Below are 16,146 nucleotides of genomic sequence, written 5' to 3'. Positions count from 1 at the left end.
AACGTCGATCCGCAGGCCTGGCTCAGACAGACGCTTGAGCGCCTTGCGAAGGCATGGCCCAACACCGAAATCGAAGCCCTCATGCCGTGGAACTATACAGCCTGAGTGGCCCCAGCTTGTCGCTTACGGAGCAATGACGAGGTTCTCGTTCAATCGATCGTGCAGCAGTGGGAAATCCGGAAAGGGTTTCTCGATCATCTTGCCTTGTTCGCGCTGCGTCCACAATCTGCACCGGAGGTAGGGCGAAGGAATTGTCGATGAAATCGAAGCCGCTGGTGTTGATGGTGGGCGCAGTGGCAGCGGTCATTGCGGCGACTGCGGCTCTTGGACGGTCCGCTGAGCCTCCTCTGCCCGCAAATGCGCGAGCCGATTCCGTTCTGATCGACAAGACCGGCCACACCATGACATTGTTCAGCGGTGGGCAGACGTTGAGAACCTACGTCGTATCCCTCGGGCGTGGCGGCCTGGAGGCGAAGACGAGAGAGGGGGATAACCGGACGCCGGAGGGCAATTACCGGATCGATGCGCGGAACCCGCGCAGCGCCTTCCACCTTTCTCTGCACATCAGCTATCCCGACGCTCGGGACACTGCGGCCGCCGTGACGCGCGGTGAGAAACCGGGTGGCGACATCATGATCCACGGCATTCGCAACGGCCTCGGCTGGCTCGGGACTTTCCATCGCTGGGCGGACTGGACGGCGGGCTGTGTGGCTGTCACTGATGCGGAAATGGAAGAGGTCTGGCGGGTGGTGCCAGATGGCACGCCGGTCGAGATCCGGCGGTGAAAACCGGCGGGGCGATCCGACAAACAGCACGCGATCGATTTTCAACGCATCGGTCTATAAATTCGAGTCGAACATGCCGCTCGAAAGGGTGCGATGGTTTTGCGATTGAGGCATGGAGCAAACGAGGGGCTTGAAGTGCTGCCGGCATATCCGAAAGGTTGTGCCATGCTTTAGATAGTTGCTAAAATAATAATATTCAAATATATGTAAGTCAGGCGCTTCTTATATTTTCATGACACTAAGCAACGTCCGTCCATTCTTGGCGGCGCCTGTTGTCCTATTCAGAAGGGCGGTTCGATTTCGTGAAGTAGATCAGCGAGTTATAGGGGGGAATAATGCGAAAACGGGCACCTTCTTTGCTGACGCCTCCGTATCGGAGGCGCCGTCCTTTGCCGGCAATATCAGGGTTGTCAGCGCTCTGCGCAATGGCGCTCTTTGCCAGTGTCGCTTCGGCGCAAGCGCCGACCGAAGAGCAGCGCAATGCGGTCAAGGCGGAATGCCGCTCCGATTTCATGGCGCAATGCTCCGGGGTGACGCCTGGAGGCATCGAGGCGCTTACATGTCTGCAACAGCATAGCGCCACGCTTTCCGCAGGCTGCCGGAAGGCGGTTTCGGCGATAAGCGCCAAGCCCAAATCGACATCCGCGGAGCCCGCCCCGGCCGCGCCTACAACGACCGGGGCGACGACTCCGGCACCCGCAACCGGCACGCCCGCGCATCAACCGACCCAGGCACAGCGCAATGCGGTCAAATCGGCTTGTCAGCGCGATTTCATGGCACAATGTTCCGGCGTGACGCCGGGAGGCGCCGAGGCGCTCAGCTGCCTGCAACAGCACAACGCCGCTCTATCGGCGCCGTGCCAGCAGGCCGTTGCGGCACTGGGGGGATCGGCCCCGGCATCTGGCAATACTGCCGCCACGGCCCCGAGCGCGCCGGCTGCCGGAGCCATGATGCCGGCCTTCTCTCCACGCGAGGAGTTGATGATCCTCAGGGAAACCTGCGGAGCGGATTTCCGCGCCTTATGCCGCATGGTGCCTCTGGGCGGAGGGCGGGGTATCGCCTGCCTGCGGGACAATCTGCAGCGCGTGTCGCCGGCCTGCCATAAGGTCCTGACCTCAGGATTGTAGCCTCCGTTCGAAACCTGCTCCTCGAAAGAGGCTATCGCGCTCCGGCGGGAAACCCGATGGGCGCGATACCGCCAAGGCAGGCAAGGCTCTTCGTTTGCCTGCCTTCATGTTTCACATCTCATGTCCGGCTGCGGCAGACCCGGAGCCGTCATCTTTCGATGAAATCAATGACGACACGAACGAAAGGCATTGCCATGTCATCGACTTTCCCTTTCCCGCGATTGAAGCGGATGTTCATATATGCGTCGGTTTCCGCCAGCTTGGCGCTGCCGACGAGCGCCTGGGCGGATGATGCAAAAGAGCTGCTCAAGAAAATGTCCGATTTTCTGGCGGCGCAGAAGACGATATCGTTTACCTACCAGTCGTCGCTGGAAGCGGTGACGCCCGACTTCGAGAAGCTCCAGTTCGTCAGTTCCGGCACGGCCAACCTGACGCGCCCCGATAAGCTGCGGGTCACGCGCACCGGCGGCTTCGCCGACGTCGATGTTAGTTTCGACGGCGCGTCGCTGACGGTTCACGGCAAGAACCTCGACGCCTATGCCAAGATCGATGGCAAGGGTTCGCTCGACGACCTGATTGACAGGATGATGACCGCGGGCGTGGAGGCGCCGGGCGCGGATCTTCTGTCCTCCGACGTCTATGACGTGTTGATGACCGATGTGACCGAGGCGAAGCACATTTCCAGCGCTTTCGTGGACGGCGTCGAATGCGACTACCTGGCCTTCCGAACGCCTGAGATCGATTGGCAGATCTGGATACAGGCCGGTTCGCAGCCCATACCGCGCCGTTACGTCATCACCAGCAAACACATCGTCCAGGCGCCGCAGTACACGCTCGAAATCAGTGATTTCAAAAGCGGAGCCGATGTCGCAGCTGAGTCCTACACCATAGAGATTCCAGCCGGTGCGAAGACGGTCGATCTCAGCGAACTGCAATCGCTCGATGAGCTTCCGGCCCCTGCCGATACGGGAGAAGTGAAATGAACCGTAACAAGCTGCTGTTCGCTCTCGGCCTTGCTGGGGTCCTGACATTCACCGACTTTCGCATCGAAGGGCAGGGAGTCGTTCCGTTGTCGATCGGCTTTGCCACGCCGGCGGGCGCGGTCATTGGCCGGCCGCTGACGCCGCTCTCCTATGCGGGTGTTGCCCGCCGGACGACGCGCCGGGTCGTGCGGACGGCGACGACGATCGCCGTGCTTCCGCCGGGGTGCCTCTACGGTCCCTATTACGGCGGTTACTACTATCGATGCGGCTCCCTTTATTACGCCAAGAGCGGCAGCGTTTACGTGCAGGTGATCGTGCAGTAGGGATTGCGGCTGCCCTATCCCACCTTCGATATTTCGGCTTTTGCCACCTCTTCGGCCTTGGGGCGCCGCTTCCAATATTCCTCGAGGCGCTGCAGCAGGACGTAGAAGGACGGCACGAAGAGCACGGCGAGGCAAGTCGAAGCGATCATGCCGCTGAAGACCGATATGCCGATCGACTTGCGGGCCGATGCGCCGGCGCCTGTCGCCAGCACGAGCGGCAGGACGCCGAGGATAAAGGCGAAGGAGGTCATCAGGATGGGCCGGAAACGCAGGCGCGCGGCCTCGACCGCCGCGTCGAGAATTTCCATGCCTTCCGCCCGCTTTTCCCGCGCATATTCGACGATGAGGATTGCGTTCTTGGCTGCGAGGGCAATCAGCAGGATGATGCCGATCTGGGTATAGAGATTGTTGGCGGCGCCCACCGCCATCAGCACCGCCACCGTGCCAAGGAGAGCAAGCGGCACGGCTGATATGACCGCCAGCGGCAGGATCCAGCTTTCATACTGGCCCGCAAGGACGAAATAGACGAGGAGCATGGCGAGCGCGAAGACGAAATAGATCTGACCGCCCACCGCCTTCTCTTGGTAGGAGAGCGCCGTCCATTCGAAGCCGGTGCCTGGCGGCAGCGTCTGATCGGCAAGCTGCTCCATGACGTTAAGCGACTGGCCGGAGCTGAAACCGGTGGCGGGTGCGCCGACGATGGTGGCTGTGGGATAGAGATTGTAGAGGCTGATCAGAGAGGGACCTTGCGTCATGCTGACATCGATGACTGTGCCGAGCGGCACCATCGTCCCGTCACCGGCCTTGACCTTGAGGTTGCGGATGTCTTCGGGGCTGACGCGGAAATCGGACGCGGCTTGCACATAGACCTGGAAGGTGCGACCGAATTTGTTGAACTGGGTGACGTAGCTCGATCCGACATAGCCGGAAAGAGCGGAAAAGACCTGGCCCACCGCAATTCCCAGCGTCTCGGCCTTGATGCGATCGACGGAAGCGGCGAGTTGCGGCACGTTCGAGCGGAAAGGCGTGCTCAGCCTCTGCAGAGACGACTGCGCATTGCCGTTCTTGACGATCGTGTCGGCAAGCGATTGCAGCAGCGGGTAGTCTGAAACGCCGTTCCTGATCTCGATCTGCATGGTAAAGCCGCTGGCGTTGCCGACGCCCTGGATCGGAGGCGGTACGAGGACAAGCGTCTTGGCGGACAGCACGCTTTGCAGCGCGCCATTCAGATGCTGATAGATCGACAGCAGATCCTGCCCCTTCTCCTTGCCGCGTTCATCCCAATCCTTGAGGACGACATAGGCCACGCCGGCATTCTGCAGGCTGGCATTGTTGTCGAGGACGGAAATGCCGCTGATGGTCAGGACCTGATCGACGCCAGGTGTCGCTTCTGCGATCTTGCCGACCTCTTCCATGACGGCATCCGTCCTTTCCTTCGAGGCGCCGTCGGGCAATTGCGTGCTGATCAGCACATAGCCCTGATCCTCGATAGGCAGGAACGCGGTCGGCAGGCGCGTGAGCCCCCAGACGGCGATGCCGATCAGCGCAAGTGCCGCGATGGCCATGATACCGCTGTGGCGGGTCATCGATCCGATCAGGCCGGCATAATGACGTTCGCCCCAATCGTAACCCCTGTTGAAGCCGCGGTAGAAAACGTTGCGTTTCTCAGGCGGGACCGGCGCCTGCAGCCAGAGGGCGCATTGCGTCGGCTTCAGGGTAACGGCGTTGATGGCGCTGATCAGTGCCGTAGCGGCGATGACAAGCGCGAATTGCCGGTAGAGCTGTCCGGTCAGGCCGGGCAGAAAGGCGGCCGGAATGAAGACGGCCATCAGGACCAGCGTGATGCCGATGACGGGACCGAGCAGTTCCTCCATCGCCTTCTCCGCCGCCTTTCGGCCGGACATGCCCGCTTCGATGTGCCGGGCGACGCCTTCGACGATGACGATGGCGTCATCGACGACGATGCCGATGGCAAGAACGATGGCAAAGAGCGTCGACAGGTTGACGGTGAAGCCCAATGCCGCCATTGCCGCGAAAGCGCCGATAATGGTGACCGGAACCGTGGTCGCCGGCACGAGCATCGCGCGCCAATCCTGCAGGAAGACGAGGATGACGATGAGAACGAGCACGCCCGCCTCGATCAGGGTAACGTAGACCTCATCGATGGAGGCCTTCACGAATTTCGTCGTGTCGAACGGCAGGTGATATTCGAGGCCCTGCGGGAAGCTCTTTGAGAGTTCCTCCATCTTCGCGTTCACCGCCTGCGCAACGGCGATGGCGTTCGCCTCCGGCAGCTGGAAAATGCCGATGCCGGCTGCCGGCCGGCCGTTCTGCATGAAGGACTGGCTGTAGGTCTGGGCTCCGAGTTCGACGCGGCCGATATCGCGGACCCGCGTGATGCGGCCACCCTGTCCTGTTTCAACCTTGACGATGATGTTCTCATAGTCGGGCGCATCGTTCAGCCGGCCGTTGACATTCAACGTGTACTGGAAGACCTGTCCTTTTGGCACGGGCGGAATGCCGATCTGGCCGGCGGCGACTTCCTGGCTCTGCTGCTGTACGACGTTGACGACATCCTGTGGCGTCAGGCCGCGTGCCTGCAGCAGGTTCGGATCCATCCAGATCCTCATGGCATATTGGCCGGCGCCGAAAACCGTTACGTTGCCCACTCCGGGCAGACGGGCGAGTTCGTTCTGCAGATTGATGACGGCATAATTCGACAGGAACAGGCTGTCATAGCGGCTGTCGGGCGAGGTCAGGGTGACGAAGCCGAGGATCGCCGTCGATTTCTTCTGGGTCGTGACGCCCTGAAGCTGCACCGCCTCGGGAAGCGACGACATCGCGATTGCGACGCGGTTCTGCACCAGAACCTGCGCCTGGTCCGGATCCGTTCCGATGGCAAAGGTCACGGTCAGGGAATAGGTACCGTCGCTGGCGCTCGTCGATTGCATATAGATCATATCCTGCACGCCGTTGACCTGCTGCTCGATCGGTAGCGCGACGGTATCGACGAGGGTCTGCGCGCTGGCGCCGGGAAAGCGCGTCGTGACCTGCACGGTCGGCGGAACGACGTTCGGATATTGCGCCACGGGCAGTTGGAAGAGGGCGACCGCGCCTATGAGCACGAAGACCAGCGCCAGGACATTGGCGAGTACCGGTCGCTCGATGAAGAAGCGCGAGATCATGCTGTTGTCCTTGGACGTTCAGATGAAGCCTGGTGGCGAATTCATTGCATCGTGGTCGTGGCCTTTGCATCGCCGGCAGCACTCGCTGCCGGGTTCATTTCCGTCTTCTCCGGCGTAACCTTGCTGCCGGGGATTGCCAGCTGGATACCTTGGATAACGACCAGGTCAGCCGGGTCGAGGCCGGACTCGATGACGCGAAGCGGGCCTTCTTTCTGGCCTGTCTTGACCTGTTTCTGCTCGATGACGTCGTCCTTGCCGAGAGCGAGCACGTAGCTGCCCAGCTGGTTGGTTCCGATCGCGTCGTCGCGCACCAGCAACGCCTTGTCGTTATGGCCGACCGGCACCCGAACCCTGACGAAGAGGCCGGGCAACATGGCGTGATCCTTGTTGTCGAACAGGGCGCGCACCTGAAGCGTGCCTGTGGAGGCATCGAGCTGAGGCGATACGTAGTCGAGATGTCCCTTGTGCGGATAACCTTCTTCCGTCTGCAAGCCGAGCTCCGCCGGTATGGTTGGAAGGTCCGTCTGCCTGAAAGTGCGTCCCTGCTTGGCCAGATCTGCCTTGATCATCAGCACCTGCGTCTCGCTGACGTTGAAATAGGCATAGAGCGGATCGGTCTGGACGATGCTGGCGAGTTTGGTGGGGCCGGATATGCCGACGAGCGCGCCGATGTCGACGAGGTGATCCGTGACGATGCCGTCGAAGGGGGCAAGAACCTCCGTATAGCCGAGGTTGATCGTCGCGAGTTCGAGATTGGCCTGGGCGTTGAGGATGGCTGCATTCGCCTCGTCGAGCGTCGCCTTGGCGCTGTCGACTGCGGTCTGTGTAGTGACCTGCTGCTTCATGAGATTGAGCTGCCGGTCATATTCCTGCTGCGCCCCGACCTGAGAGGCCTGCTGCGAGGCGAGTGACGCCTTTGCCTGATCGAGTTGCGCCTGATAGGTGTCGCGCTCGATGCCGAAGAGCTTGGTGCCCTTCTTCACCATCATGCCGTCCTGATAGTCGATGGATTGGATATAGCCCTGGACGCGCGCCTCGATGTCAACCGAATTGAGCGGCGCGGTATTGCCGGTGAGTTCGAAATAGAGCGTTACCGGCTGGTGGACCGGCTGCGCGACACGAACCGAAGGCGGGGGAGGGGGAACATAGGTGTTGCTGCTCTCCTCGCATCCAGCGAGAATTGCCATGCCGGCAAGCGCTACGAAAAGTTGCAGACCCTGATACACTCTCCCACGCATTGCCGCCGCCCCGACATTCACGAGCCCCAGTGTTCATGCGCGCCTCGACGGCGACCCATGGGCCTCCGAAGGTTCAAGGCATGTGATATTATGTCGCGGCATTGCTAAAAATTGCAATAGCCCTTGGTGCGCAATTAATCTGTGTTGAAGCGAGGCGACGTCGCTACGGTTTCCCAAGCCGCTCGATGGCGGATTGCAAAGGCGCGTCCGAAACGCGGACCAGACCGATATAAGGATTGGCCATATCCGAGATCAGGAAGACCGCGCCCGCGACGGACAGGGCGCAAACGAACAGAATTGACAGCACCGTCGGGTTGGGCGGCGCCTGCAGCCCGAAGGTCGCAAAAAGCAATCCGAGCCAACAGACGAGAACGGTGAGGAACGCCCAGGGCAAGCCCTCGCGACCGGATTCCACCAGCAGCCAGTGAGTTTCGGCCAGCATGCCGCTCACCTCCAGCGCGCGCGCTTGGAGAGAACGCTGCACGGCATCCTGCGGCGACAGAGATCGAAGATCGCCCTGAACCGTCTCGATATCCTGATATTCCCCCAGCTGCTTGCCGGACGCCTCGTCGGTGGTCTCGGCGGTCCAGCCACGGCTCAGCCGCTTCTCGATGAGTTCACGCAACAGCTGACGTGCGTGATCAGTTTCCGGGCCGTAATGCGCCATGACGCGGTCCAGCAGGAGGATCCGTGCCGCCGCGGTTCTCATCTCCGCTTCGGCGTTGTCATAGGAGGATTTGGCGGATGCGATCAGCAGGCCGAGCGCCAAGGCCGACAGCGTTCCCACCACCGCGGTCGCGAGCCTGATGACATCCTTGGATTCCGAGTTGAGATGGTGGTCCGGCAAGCGGGCACGAATCACCATTCCTATCGATGTTGCCGCCGACAGAAAAACAAATACAAGCCCGCCAAGCAGCAGTGAGCTCAAGTTCGGTCTCCGTATCGTCGCGTCAATTCCGCAGGTGCCGCGATTGCCGGCAAGATGCGTGATAGTTCCCGGGATCATAGCGGAAGACGGGCGAAGCGTGGAATCTTTACTTTTCTATTCTCCGGCAAGACGGGACGACGAGAAGACATTGCTGCGGAGGTCATTGCTGGAAAATAAGCAGCACATAAGCCAGGAAAAGCACCAGATGAACCGCGCCTTGCATGAGGTGCGTGCGGCCGCTGGCGAAGGTGATGATGCTGACGGCAAGAGTGAGCAGGAGCATCACCAGATCCCCGCGTTCCAGGCCGAGCGTGACCGGGTGCCCGTAGAGACGGCTGATGACGAGCATCGCCGGCACGGTCAGCCCGATCGTGGACAGGACCGAACCCAGAAAGATGTTGATGGAGCGTTGAAGATTATTGGCGATGGATGCGCGCACGGCACTGATCGCCTCGGGTGTTGCGACAAGGATGGCCATGACGACACCGCCGAACGCGGCCGGAGCGTGCAGGGTTTCGATGATGTAATCGATTGGCAGTGCAAGCTGCTCGACCAGAAAGACCACGGGGCCCATATAAGCGAAAAGCAGAATGGCATGAAACCAGACCGGCCCGCGAGAAGGGGCACGTTCGCCCCGATGTTCGCGACGGTTGCCGTCATCGGCGAAATAATCCTGATGGCGGCCAGCCTGAAGGAACAGAAACGTGGCGTAAAGGCCGACCGATATCACGCCCAGTATCAGTTGCCGCGGGGCTGATGGATGTTGCCCGTCCGGGCCGGCAAGAAATGTCGGCATGACCAGGCTGAGTGTCGCAAGCGGCACGATGACGCCGAGATAGGCGTTGGCGCCTTGAAGATTGTGCTGCTGTTCGGGCCGCCGCCAGGCGCCGAGCAGCAACGACAGGCCAACCATGCCGTTCAGAATAATCATGACGACGGCAAAGAGGGTGTCGCGCGCAAGCGTGGGGTTGTTCTCGCCGTGAATCATCACGGCTGAAATCGCCATCACCTCGATCGAGGTAATGGCAAGCGTCAGAATGAGCGTGCCGTAGGGTTCCTTCAGCCGTTCGGCCAGATAATCCGCGTGCCGCACGACCGACAAGGCGGAGCCGAGAACGACGGCAAACAGCCATCCGAAAAGGAGGGTGAACCAAAGCGGCTCGGAAAGATGCTGGAAGAGCCCGGGGAGGGCAATGAATGTCAGGCTGGTTGCGATGCTGACGCCGAGGAACCATTCCCTACGGAGGCTGGTTTCGCCGACGCTGTGCAATGCCGGCCCGTCAGCCATCGGAACCGCCGCCATCGGGCAAATTTCGCCGCACTGCGATCATCAACGCCATCGTGTCCCGCCCGCTGTCCTGCGGCCGCCGCATGAAGGGGCCGAGCGAAGCCACCCCGATTGCCTTCATGCAGAAAGCCTCCCGCCTTTCCCAGAATATCAAAACGACTGTACCTCACACCAGAGGCCTGTAACGAATCCTTCCGCTATTCCAGGCCCGTTGCCGGGATCGCTGCGCCGGTGACGACGGCTGCAGCCGGCGAAATCAGGAAGGCGACGAGGCGTGCGATCGATTGCGGCGATACCCAGCCGTCCGTCTTCGCGTTGGGCATGGCCGCGCGATTCTCAGGCGTGTCGATCGTTCCGGGCAGGATGCAGTTGGCGGTGATGCGGTCGTCGCGGCATTCGGCGGCGATCGCTTCGGTCAGCCGGATGACGGCGGCCTTCGAAGCGGCGTAAGCGGCCTGGTTGGCGCCGGCCTTCAGGCCGGGGGCGGCGGCGATGTGAACGATGCGGCCATAGCCGGCAGCCTTCATCGTCGGGAGAACCGCGGCGCTGATCGTCAGCGCAGTACGGGCATTCGCCGTCATCATCATATCCCATTGCACGGGGGCATCGGGTCCGACCGGTCCCATCCGGAAACCGCCGACGGTGTTGACCAATGCGCCGATGCCGCCGAAGCGCTTGACCGCCCGCGCGACGGCGGCGGCGCAAGAGGCGTAATCGGTGAGCTCCGTTCCAGCGATCGATAGAAACTCGGCGGAAGCGGGAAGCTCGCCGGCCAAAGCTTCCAGCTCATGGCTCGAACGGTTCATGCAGACGAGTTTCGCGCCGGCTGCGGCCAGTTCACGAACAACGGCACTGCCGAGATTGCCGCCGGCTCCCGTGACGATCACGGCTTTCTGGTCGTTCATGGCTCGATCTCCCGGCTGTGCCTATCTTGGACGATACCGCGCATTGTTGATCCAGGCTGCCCGGCAGCGCAAGCCCGGCGCCCAGGACAAGGTCAAACATCTTGCGGAACTGCCCGCGGAGCTATCCGCGGGCAGTTCCGTTCGTCATCGTCCGATGGACCTGTCGGGCTTGCATTCAGTGATATCTTGCTCGTTCGCGGCTGAGGATGACAGGCGCGTCGAGGTCTGCGATCGGACGGCTAAGATCCGCCGGGATGTCGTCGGTCAGCTGCAGGTCGAGATAGCGGGCGCAGCAGACCCGTAGGAAGGACGTGAAGTTGCCGAGATCGTGGCCGACATCGATCGATTCATGGTGCAGGCGGGTAATCAGCTGGACCACATTCATGCTGTCGCGCCGGGCGATTTCCTCCAGCTTCGACCAGAAGAAATTCTCCAGCCTGACACTGGTGACCATGCCGTCGATGCGCAGCGACCGGGTGGTGCTTTCCCAGAGCAGTGCATCCGCCTTGATGAACAATTCGCACATGTCGTCCTCCCCCGGTGTCGCCCTCCTCAGGCGGCGGTCGTTTCCAGCAGAGCCGCGGCATCGAGCACGGCCATGAACTGGCGCAGCCATGACGGATGGGCCGGCCAGGCCGGTGCCGTGACCAGGTTGCCGTCCGAGACCGCGTCGGTGATCGAAATATCGGCGTAGATGCCGCCGGCAAGTTCGACTTCCGGCCGGCAGGCGGGATAGGCCGAGCAGGTGCGGCCCTTCAGTACGCCGGCGGCGGCAAGCAGCTGTGCGCCGTGGCAGATGGCGGCGACTGGTTTTCCGGCATCGAAGAAGTGCCGGACTGACTTGATGACGTCGGCATTCAGGCGCAGATATTCCGGCGCGCGGCCGCCGGGGATGACGAGGGCATCGTAGTCTTCGGCGCGTACGCTCTCGAAAGTGGCGTTAAGCGCGAAATTATGCCCCCGCTTTTCGGAGTAGGTCTGGTCACCCTCGAAATCATGAATGGCGGTGGCGACGGTGTCGCCCGCCCGCTTGCCGGGACAGACGGCGTCGACCGTATAGCCGCAGGCGAGCAGCGTCTGGAACGGCACCATCGTTTCGTAATCTTCGGTGAAGTCACTCATCAGGATTTTTGAAGCTGGCATCGGATCCTCCTTTGAAACCAACAGGCGGAGATTAACAAAAAGCGGCGGTGAGAAGGTACTATGGGAATACTACAGGTGAAATTCCCACCTGACACTACGCGCACGAGACCGATGCTATGCAATGTGCTTCGGGTTCTCTTTCGCATGCTGCCGTCTCAAAATCGCTGTCCAGCTTTGAGCGACCTGCACTAGACCGCCTTGAAGGCCACACCCGGCACGGCGCAGGCCTCACCGCCGCCGAAGAGGCGGGAGCGGGTGAGGAAACGTTTCTCCCTGCCGTTGTCGAGCGAGAACATGCCGCCGCGGCCGGGCACGACATCGATGATAAGCTGGGTATGCTTCCATGCCTCGAATTGGCTGGCGCTGATATAGACCGGCACGCCGCCGATTTCGCCGAGCCTGACGTCGCTGTCGCCGATCATGAATTCATTGGCAGGATAACACATTGGCGAGGAGCCGTCGCAGCAGCCGCCGGACTGGTGGAAGAGGATGTCGGGATGGTCGCGCCTGATTTCGCCGATCAGATCGAGGGCTGCATCGGTTGCGAGAACGCGCGGTTCGCCATTGACGGTGGTTTCCATGGTTCTTCCTCCAAAGTTTCGGGATTCCCCTCCCCAACCCCTCCCCACAAAGGGGGAGGGGTTACGATGCCGCTCCGTCAGCTTGCCTCATCTAAATTCCAGCAAGGAGATGCGTGATTTTAGAATGAGGCGGTTTAACAAGTTAAGCCCCTCCCCGTTGTGGAGAGGGGCTGGGGAGGGGCGTTGAGACTCCCTCCCGCCAAGCTACGCTTCTCAGAAGAAGCCGAGCGCCTTCGGGCTGTAGCTCACCAGCATGTTCTTGGTCTGCTGGTAATGATCGAGCATCATCTTGTGGGTTTCACGGCCGATGCCGGACTGCTTGTAACCTCCAAAGGCCGCATGAGCCGGGTAGGCATGGTAGCAGTTGGTCCAGACGCGGCCGGCCTGGATCTCGCGTCCGAAACGGTAGCAGCGATTGGCGTCGCGGCTCCAGACACCGGCGCCGAGGCCGTAGAGCGTGTCGTTGGCGATTTCGAGCGCTTCCTTCTCGTTCTTGAAGGTCGTGACCGAAACTACCGGCCCAAAGATCTCCTCCTGGAACACACGCATCTTGTTGTGGCCCTTGAAGATCGTCGGCTTGACGTAATAGCCGTTCGCCAGTTCGCCGCCGAGATCGTTGCGCGAGCCGCCGGTCAGCACCTCGGCGCCTTCCTGCTTGCCAATGTCGAGATAGGCGAGGATCTTCTCCAGCTGCTCGGTCGAGGCCTGGGCGCCGATCATCGTCGCGGTGTCGAGCGGGTTGCCCTGCTTGATCGCCTCGACGCGTTTGACGGCCTTTTCCATGAAGCGGTCGTAGATCGATTCCTGGACAAGGGCGCGGCTCGGGCAGGTGCAGACTTCGCCCTGGTTGAGGGCAAACATCGCAAAACCTTCGAGCGCCTTGTCGAGGAAATCATCGTCTTCGGCCATCACATCGGCGAAGAGGATGTTCGGCGACTTGCCGCCGAGCTCCAGCGTCACTGGAATGAGATTCTGGCTGGCATATTGCATGATGAGCCGGCCGGTCGTTGTTTCGCCGGTGAAGGCGATCTTGGCGATACGCGGGCTGGTCGCCAGCGGCTTGCCGGCCTCTATGCCGAAACCGTTGACGATGTTGAGAACGCCGGGCGGCAGAAGATCGCCGACAAGTTCGGCCCAGAGCAGGATCGAAGCCGGGGTCTGCTCGGCGGGCTTCAGCACGACGCAGTTGCCGGCGGCAAGTGCGGGGGCCAGTTTCCAGGTCGCCATCAGGATCGGGAAGTTCCACGGAATGATCTGGCCGACGACGCCGAGCGGCTCGTGGAAGTGATAGGCGACCGTGTCATGATCGATCTCGCCGATCGAACCTTCCTGGGCGCGGATGCAGGAGGCGAAGTAGCGGAAATGGTCGATCGCCAGCGGAATGTCGGCGGCCATGGTTTCGCGGATCGGCTTGCCGTTGTCCCAGGTCTCGGCCTGGGCGAGCAACTCCAGCTTGTCTTCCATGCGCTGGGCGATCTTCATCAGGATATTGGAGCGCTCGGCGGCGGAGGTCCGACCCCATTTTTCCTTGGCCGCATGGGCGGCGTCGAGCGCCAGATTGATGTCCTTTTCGTTGGAGCGGGGAATGTCGCAGAGCTTTCCGCCGGTAACTGGCGTCAGGTTTTCGAAGTATTTGCCTTCGACCGGCTCGCGCCATTCGCCACCGATGTAGTTGCCGTATTTCAGCTTGAACGGCGATTCGACGATTTTTTGATGAAGCATGTCATCCTCCCGTGATGATCCAGGTTCGTCAGCGAACCAGTAGGAGGAAAATGTGCATGTTTTGCCGGAGGGAATAGGGCGTTGCACCAATACCGCACCGCACACTGTCGCAGAGATGCGACAGGATCGCGTCATGACTGCAATGTTCGTGGGACTCCGCGGCAACTGCCTAATGCAGGTCGAACTTCTTCATCTTCCGGTGGAGCGTGGCGCGGCTGATGCCAAGGGCGAGCGCCGCCTGCGAGACGTTGCCGCTGGTGCGCGACAGCGCCCGCAGCAGGGCTGCCTTTTCCGCTTCGACGATCTCTTCCTGCTGCGAGACGCTCGCTTCCTGGAGGGCATCGGCGGCGGGGATACCGGCGGCAATCCGCTTGTCGTCCAGTTGCAGCGCAATGCGGGCGGCGCGGGTTGCGCCAAGCACGAGGTCGTGCCTGTCGACGGCAAGCAGAGCGGCCGCGGAATTGGCGCCGGCCGGGACCATCAGGAACCGGGCGCCTGTAAAGGCCGAACGGAACAGGTTGAGTTCGATGCGCATCGCCGCATCGCGCACGGTCTGCGTCAGGATCGCCAGCGTCATTTCGCTGACGTCTTCGCGGCAGGTGGAGATGTCGAGGGCGGCGGCAACCTCACCGCGATGATCGCGGATCGGCGCCGTCGTGCAGCTCAGCCGGATATTCGAGCAGAAGAAATGCTGGTCGCGAAAGATGGCGACGGCGCGCTCGTCGGCAAGTGCCGTGCCAATGCCGTTGGTGCCGATGCTCGCCTCGGTCCATACCGAACCGATCCAGAGGCCAAGTTCGCGGAAGTCCTTGTCGTCGCCGACAGCGCCCCGGCGCTCCAGCGCAATGCCGTTCCTGTCGGTCAGAAGGATACAGCAGCCGGCCTTGCCGACTGTGGTAAAGAGGCGGTCGAGCTCTTCGGTCGCACCGGCGATCAGTCGTTCGGACTGCTCGCGAACATGGTGGAATTCTTCGTCGGTCAGGCGCAGCGGCGCACGTTCATCTTCCGGGGCGAGCTGGTGCATGGTCATGCAGCGCCGCCAGGAAGCGACGATCGGAGAACTCGCGGCGGCTGAATTATTGCGCTGCGCAGAGGTATAGACATGCTCCGCGTGCGCTGACTGTTCGTGCATCTGCTCCTCCCACGGAACTTCAGCATAGTCTGATAGAAAAGCGGCCGGTTTGCAATCGGGCGGCACCGGCGGCCGGCGAGAACGTCGCCTTGCGGCTCGCGATAATATGACCGGAACCTTGTCGGCCTCTGTCTCGCGGACTGGCGTAATATCTGATGGAATATAGCGATGCGAATTTCGCAGGGGGAAATAGCCGGGATCACGTTTCGGTGTTGAGCGGCATCTTGTGTAACAAAAAACCCTTTGCCCCCGTAGTTCGGTGCAGAAGCAAGGTTTGCCAGATGAGGAGATCCGGCCATGCTGAATAGACGATTGCTGTTGATGGGCGCCGGTTTCGGCGCGCTTGCGGTTCGCCTGGGCCTGGGCGAGAAGGCGATCGCCGGCGAAACGTTTGCGGTGACTCACACCGAGGAAGAATGGCGCAAGTTGCTGACGCCGGATCAATATGCCGTCCTGCGTCAGGCGGGGACGGAATATCCCTTCAGCAGCGCCTTGCTGCACGAGGAGCGGAAGGGCAACTTCGCCTGCGCCGGCTGCGACCAGGAGCTCTTTTCCTCGACGACCAAATTCGACAGCCGCACGGGCTGGCCGAGCTTCTGGGCGCCGCTCGACAATGCCGTCGGCACGACCAATGACACCACCTTCGGCATGGCGCGCACGGCAGTGCATTGCAGCCGCTGCGGCGGCCATCTCGGCCATGTCTTCGACGACGGCCCGAAGCCGACGGGGCTTCGCTACTGCATGAACGGCATTGCCATGACATTCCATCCGGCCTCGGCCTGATCCGGGGAAAGACGATGCAGGGG

18 protein-coding genes are annotated in these 16,146 nt (G+C 61.4%); 6 read left to right on the top strand and 12 right to left on the bottom strand.

The window, feature by feature from the left end; genetic code table 11:
• The 3 genes from EFD55_RS32245 to EFD55_RS32235 form a co-directional block, all read left to right on the top strand.
• On the top strand, positions 1 to 105 hold a 105-nt coding region (locus EFD55_RS32245; protein WP_148102918.1), incomplete at its 5' end, for a transposase domain-containing protein.
• Positions 106 to 257: 152 nt separating this feature from the next.
• Positions 258 to 785 (top strand): L,D-transpeptidase family protein, encoded by a 528-nt coding sequence (locus EFD55_RS32240; protein WP_125851088.1) that lies wholly within the window; start codon positions 258 to 260, stop codon positions 783 to 785.
• Positions 786 to 1,120: 335 nt separating this feature from the next.
• On the top strand, positions 1,121 to 1,912 hold the full coding sequence (locus tag EFD55_RS32235) for a hypothetical protein (protein ID WP_125851086.1): 792 nt from the start codon (positions 1,121 to 1,123) through the stop codon (positions 1,910 to 1,912).
• 148 nt (positions 1,913 to 2,060) lie between these two features.
• On the opposite strand, the gene EFD55_RS34050 is transcribed toward EFD55_RS32235, so the two are convergent.
• Positions 2,061 to 2,222 carry a hypothetical protein gene (locus tag EFD55_RS34050; protein ID WP_245438686.1) on the bottom strand — a complete coding sequence of 54 codons (162 nt, stop codon included), beginning with the start codon at positions 2,220 to 2,222 and terminating at the stop codon, positions 2,061 to 2,063.
• Positions 2,223 to 2,226: 4 nt separating this feature from the next.
• On the opposite strand from EFD55_RS34050, the gene EFD55_RS32230 reads away from it, so the two are divergent.
• A complete protein-coding gene (locus EFD55_RS32230; protein WP_245438683.1) occupies positions 2,227 to 2,895 on the top strand; it encodes a DUF2092 domain-containing protein in 669 nt (222 codons plus the stop codon).
• Positions 2,892 to 3,218, top strand: coding sequence for a hypothetical protein (locus EFD55_RS32225; protein WP_125851082.1), 327 nt, complete (start codon positions 2,892 to 2,894; stop codon positions 3,216 to 3,218). Before EFD55_RS32230 ends, EFD55_RS32225 begins: the two co-directional genes overlap by 4 nt.
• 14 nt (positions 3,219 to 3,232) lie before the next feature.
• On the opposite strand, the gene EFD55_RS32220 is transcribed toward EFD55_RS32225, so the two are convergent.
• The 11 genes from EFD55_RS32220 to EFD55_RS32175 all read right to left on the bottom strand — a co-directional run bounded on the left by EFD55_RS32220 (position 3,233) and on the right by EFD55_RS32175 (position 15,340).
• On the bottom strand, positions 3,233 to 6,403 hold the full coding sequence (locus EFD55_RS32220; RefSeq protein ID WP_125851080.1) for an efflux RND transporter permease subunit: 3,171 nt from the start codon (positions 6,401 to 6,403) through the stop codon (positions 3,233 to 3,235).
• A 41-nt stretch (positions 6,404 to 6,444) separates the two neighbouring features.
• Positions 6,445 to 7,641, bottom strand: coding sequence for an efflux RND transporter periplasmic adaptor subunit (locus tag EFD55_RS32215; protein ID WP_125851078.1), 1,197 nt, complete (start codon positions 7,639 to 7,641; stop codon positions 6,445 to 6,447).
• 163 nt (positions 7,642 to 7,804) lie between these two features.
• Positions 7,805 to 8,569, bottom strand: coding sequence for a bestrophin-like domain (locus EFD55_RS32210; protein ID WP_125851076.1), 765 nt, complete (start codon positions 8,567 to 8,569; stop codon positions 7,805 to 7,807).
• A gap of 160 nt (positions 8,570 to 8,729) precedes the next feature.
• Entirely contained in the window at positions 8,730 to 9,857 is a 1,128-nt protein-coding gene (locus tag EFD55_RS32205) for a calcium:cation antiporter (RefSeq protein ID WP_125851074.1), read from the bottom strand.
• Entirely contained in the window at positions 9,850 to 9,978 is a 129-nt protein-coding gene (locus EFD55_RS34160; protein ID WP_281040009.1) for a hypothetical protein, read from the bottom strand. Before EFD55_RS34160 ends, EFD55_RS32205 begins: the two co-directional genes overlap by 8 nt.
• A 76-nt stretch (positions 9,979 to 10,054) precedes the next feature.
• Positions 10,055 to 10,762 (bottom strand): SDR family NAD(P)-dependent oxidoreductase, encoded by a 708-nt coding sequence (locus EFD55_RS32200; RefSeq protein WP_125851072.1) that lies wholly within the window; start codon positions 10,760 to 10,762, stop codon positions 10,055 to 10,057.
• Between the two features lie 175 nt (positions 10,763 to 10,937).
• Entirely contained in the window at positions 10,938 to 11,288 is a 351-nt protein-coding gene (locus tag EFD55_RS32195; RefSeq protein ID WP_125851070.1) for a ribbon-helix-helix domain-containing protein, read from the bottom strand.
• Positions 11,289 to 11,314: 26 nt separating this feature from the next.
• Entirely contained in the window at positions 11,315 to 11,905 is a 591-nt protein-coding gene (locus EFD55_RS32190) for a DJ-1/PfpI family protein (protein ID WP_125851068.1), read from the bottom strand.
• A 188-nt stretch (positions 11,906 to 12,093) separates the two neighbouring features.
• Entirely contained in the window at positions 12,094 to 12,486 is a 393-nt protein-coding gene (locus EFD55_RS32185; protein ID WP_125851065.1) for a DUF779 domain-containing protein, read from the bottom strand.
• A gap of 213 nt (positions 12,487 to 12,699) precedes the next feature.
• Positions 12,700 to 14,208 (bottom strand): aldehyde dehydrogenase, encoded by a 1,509-nt coding sequence (gene adh, locus EFD55_RS32180; protein WP_125851064.1) that lies wholly within the window; start codon positions 14,206 to 14,208, stop codon positions 12,700 to 12,702.
• A 169-nt stretch (positions 14,209 to 14,377) separates the two neighbouring features.
• Positions 14,378 to 15,340, bottom strand: coding sequence for a helix-turn-helix domain-containing protein (locus EFD55_RS32175; protein ID WP_125851062.1), 963 nt, complete (start codon positions 15,338 to 15,340; stop codon positions 14,378 to 14,380).
• Between the two features lie 297 nt (positions 15,341 to 15,637).
• Between EFD55_RS32175 and msrB the strand changes: the two genes are divergently transcribed.
• The gene (gene msrB / locus EFD55_RS32170; protein ID WP_125851060.1) at positions 15,638 to 16,123 is read left to right on the top strand and encodes a peptide-methionine (R)-S-oxide reductase MsrB; all 486 of its coding nucleotides are present in this window, start codon (positions 15,638 to 15,640) and stop codon (positions 16,121 to 16,123) included.
• Positions 16,124 to 16,146: the final 23 nt, after the last annotated feature.

It is taken from the genome of Rhizobium pisi, assembly GCF_003938655.1.
Taxonomy (GTDB): Bacteria; Pseudomonadota; Alphaproteobacteria; order Rhizobiales; family Rhizobiaceae; genus Rhizobium; species Rhizobium pisi.
The sequence above is the reverse complement of the archived record's forward strand: the minus strand, read 5'-3'. Positions and strand labels throughout refer to the sequence as shown.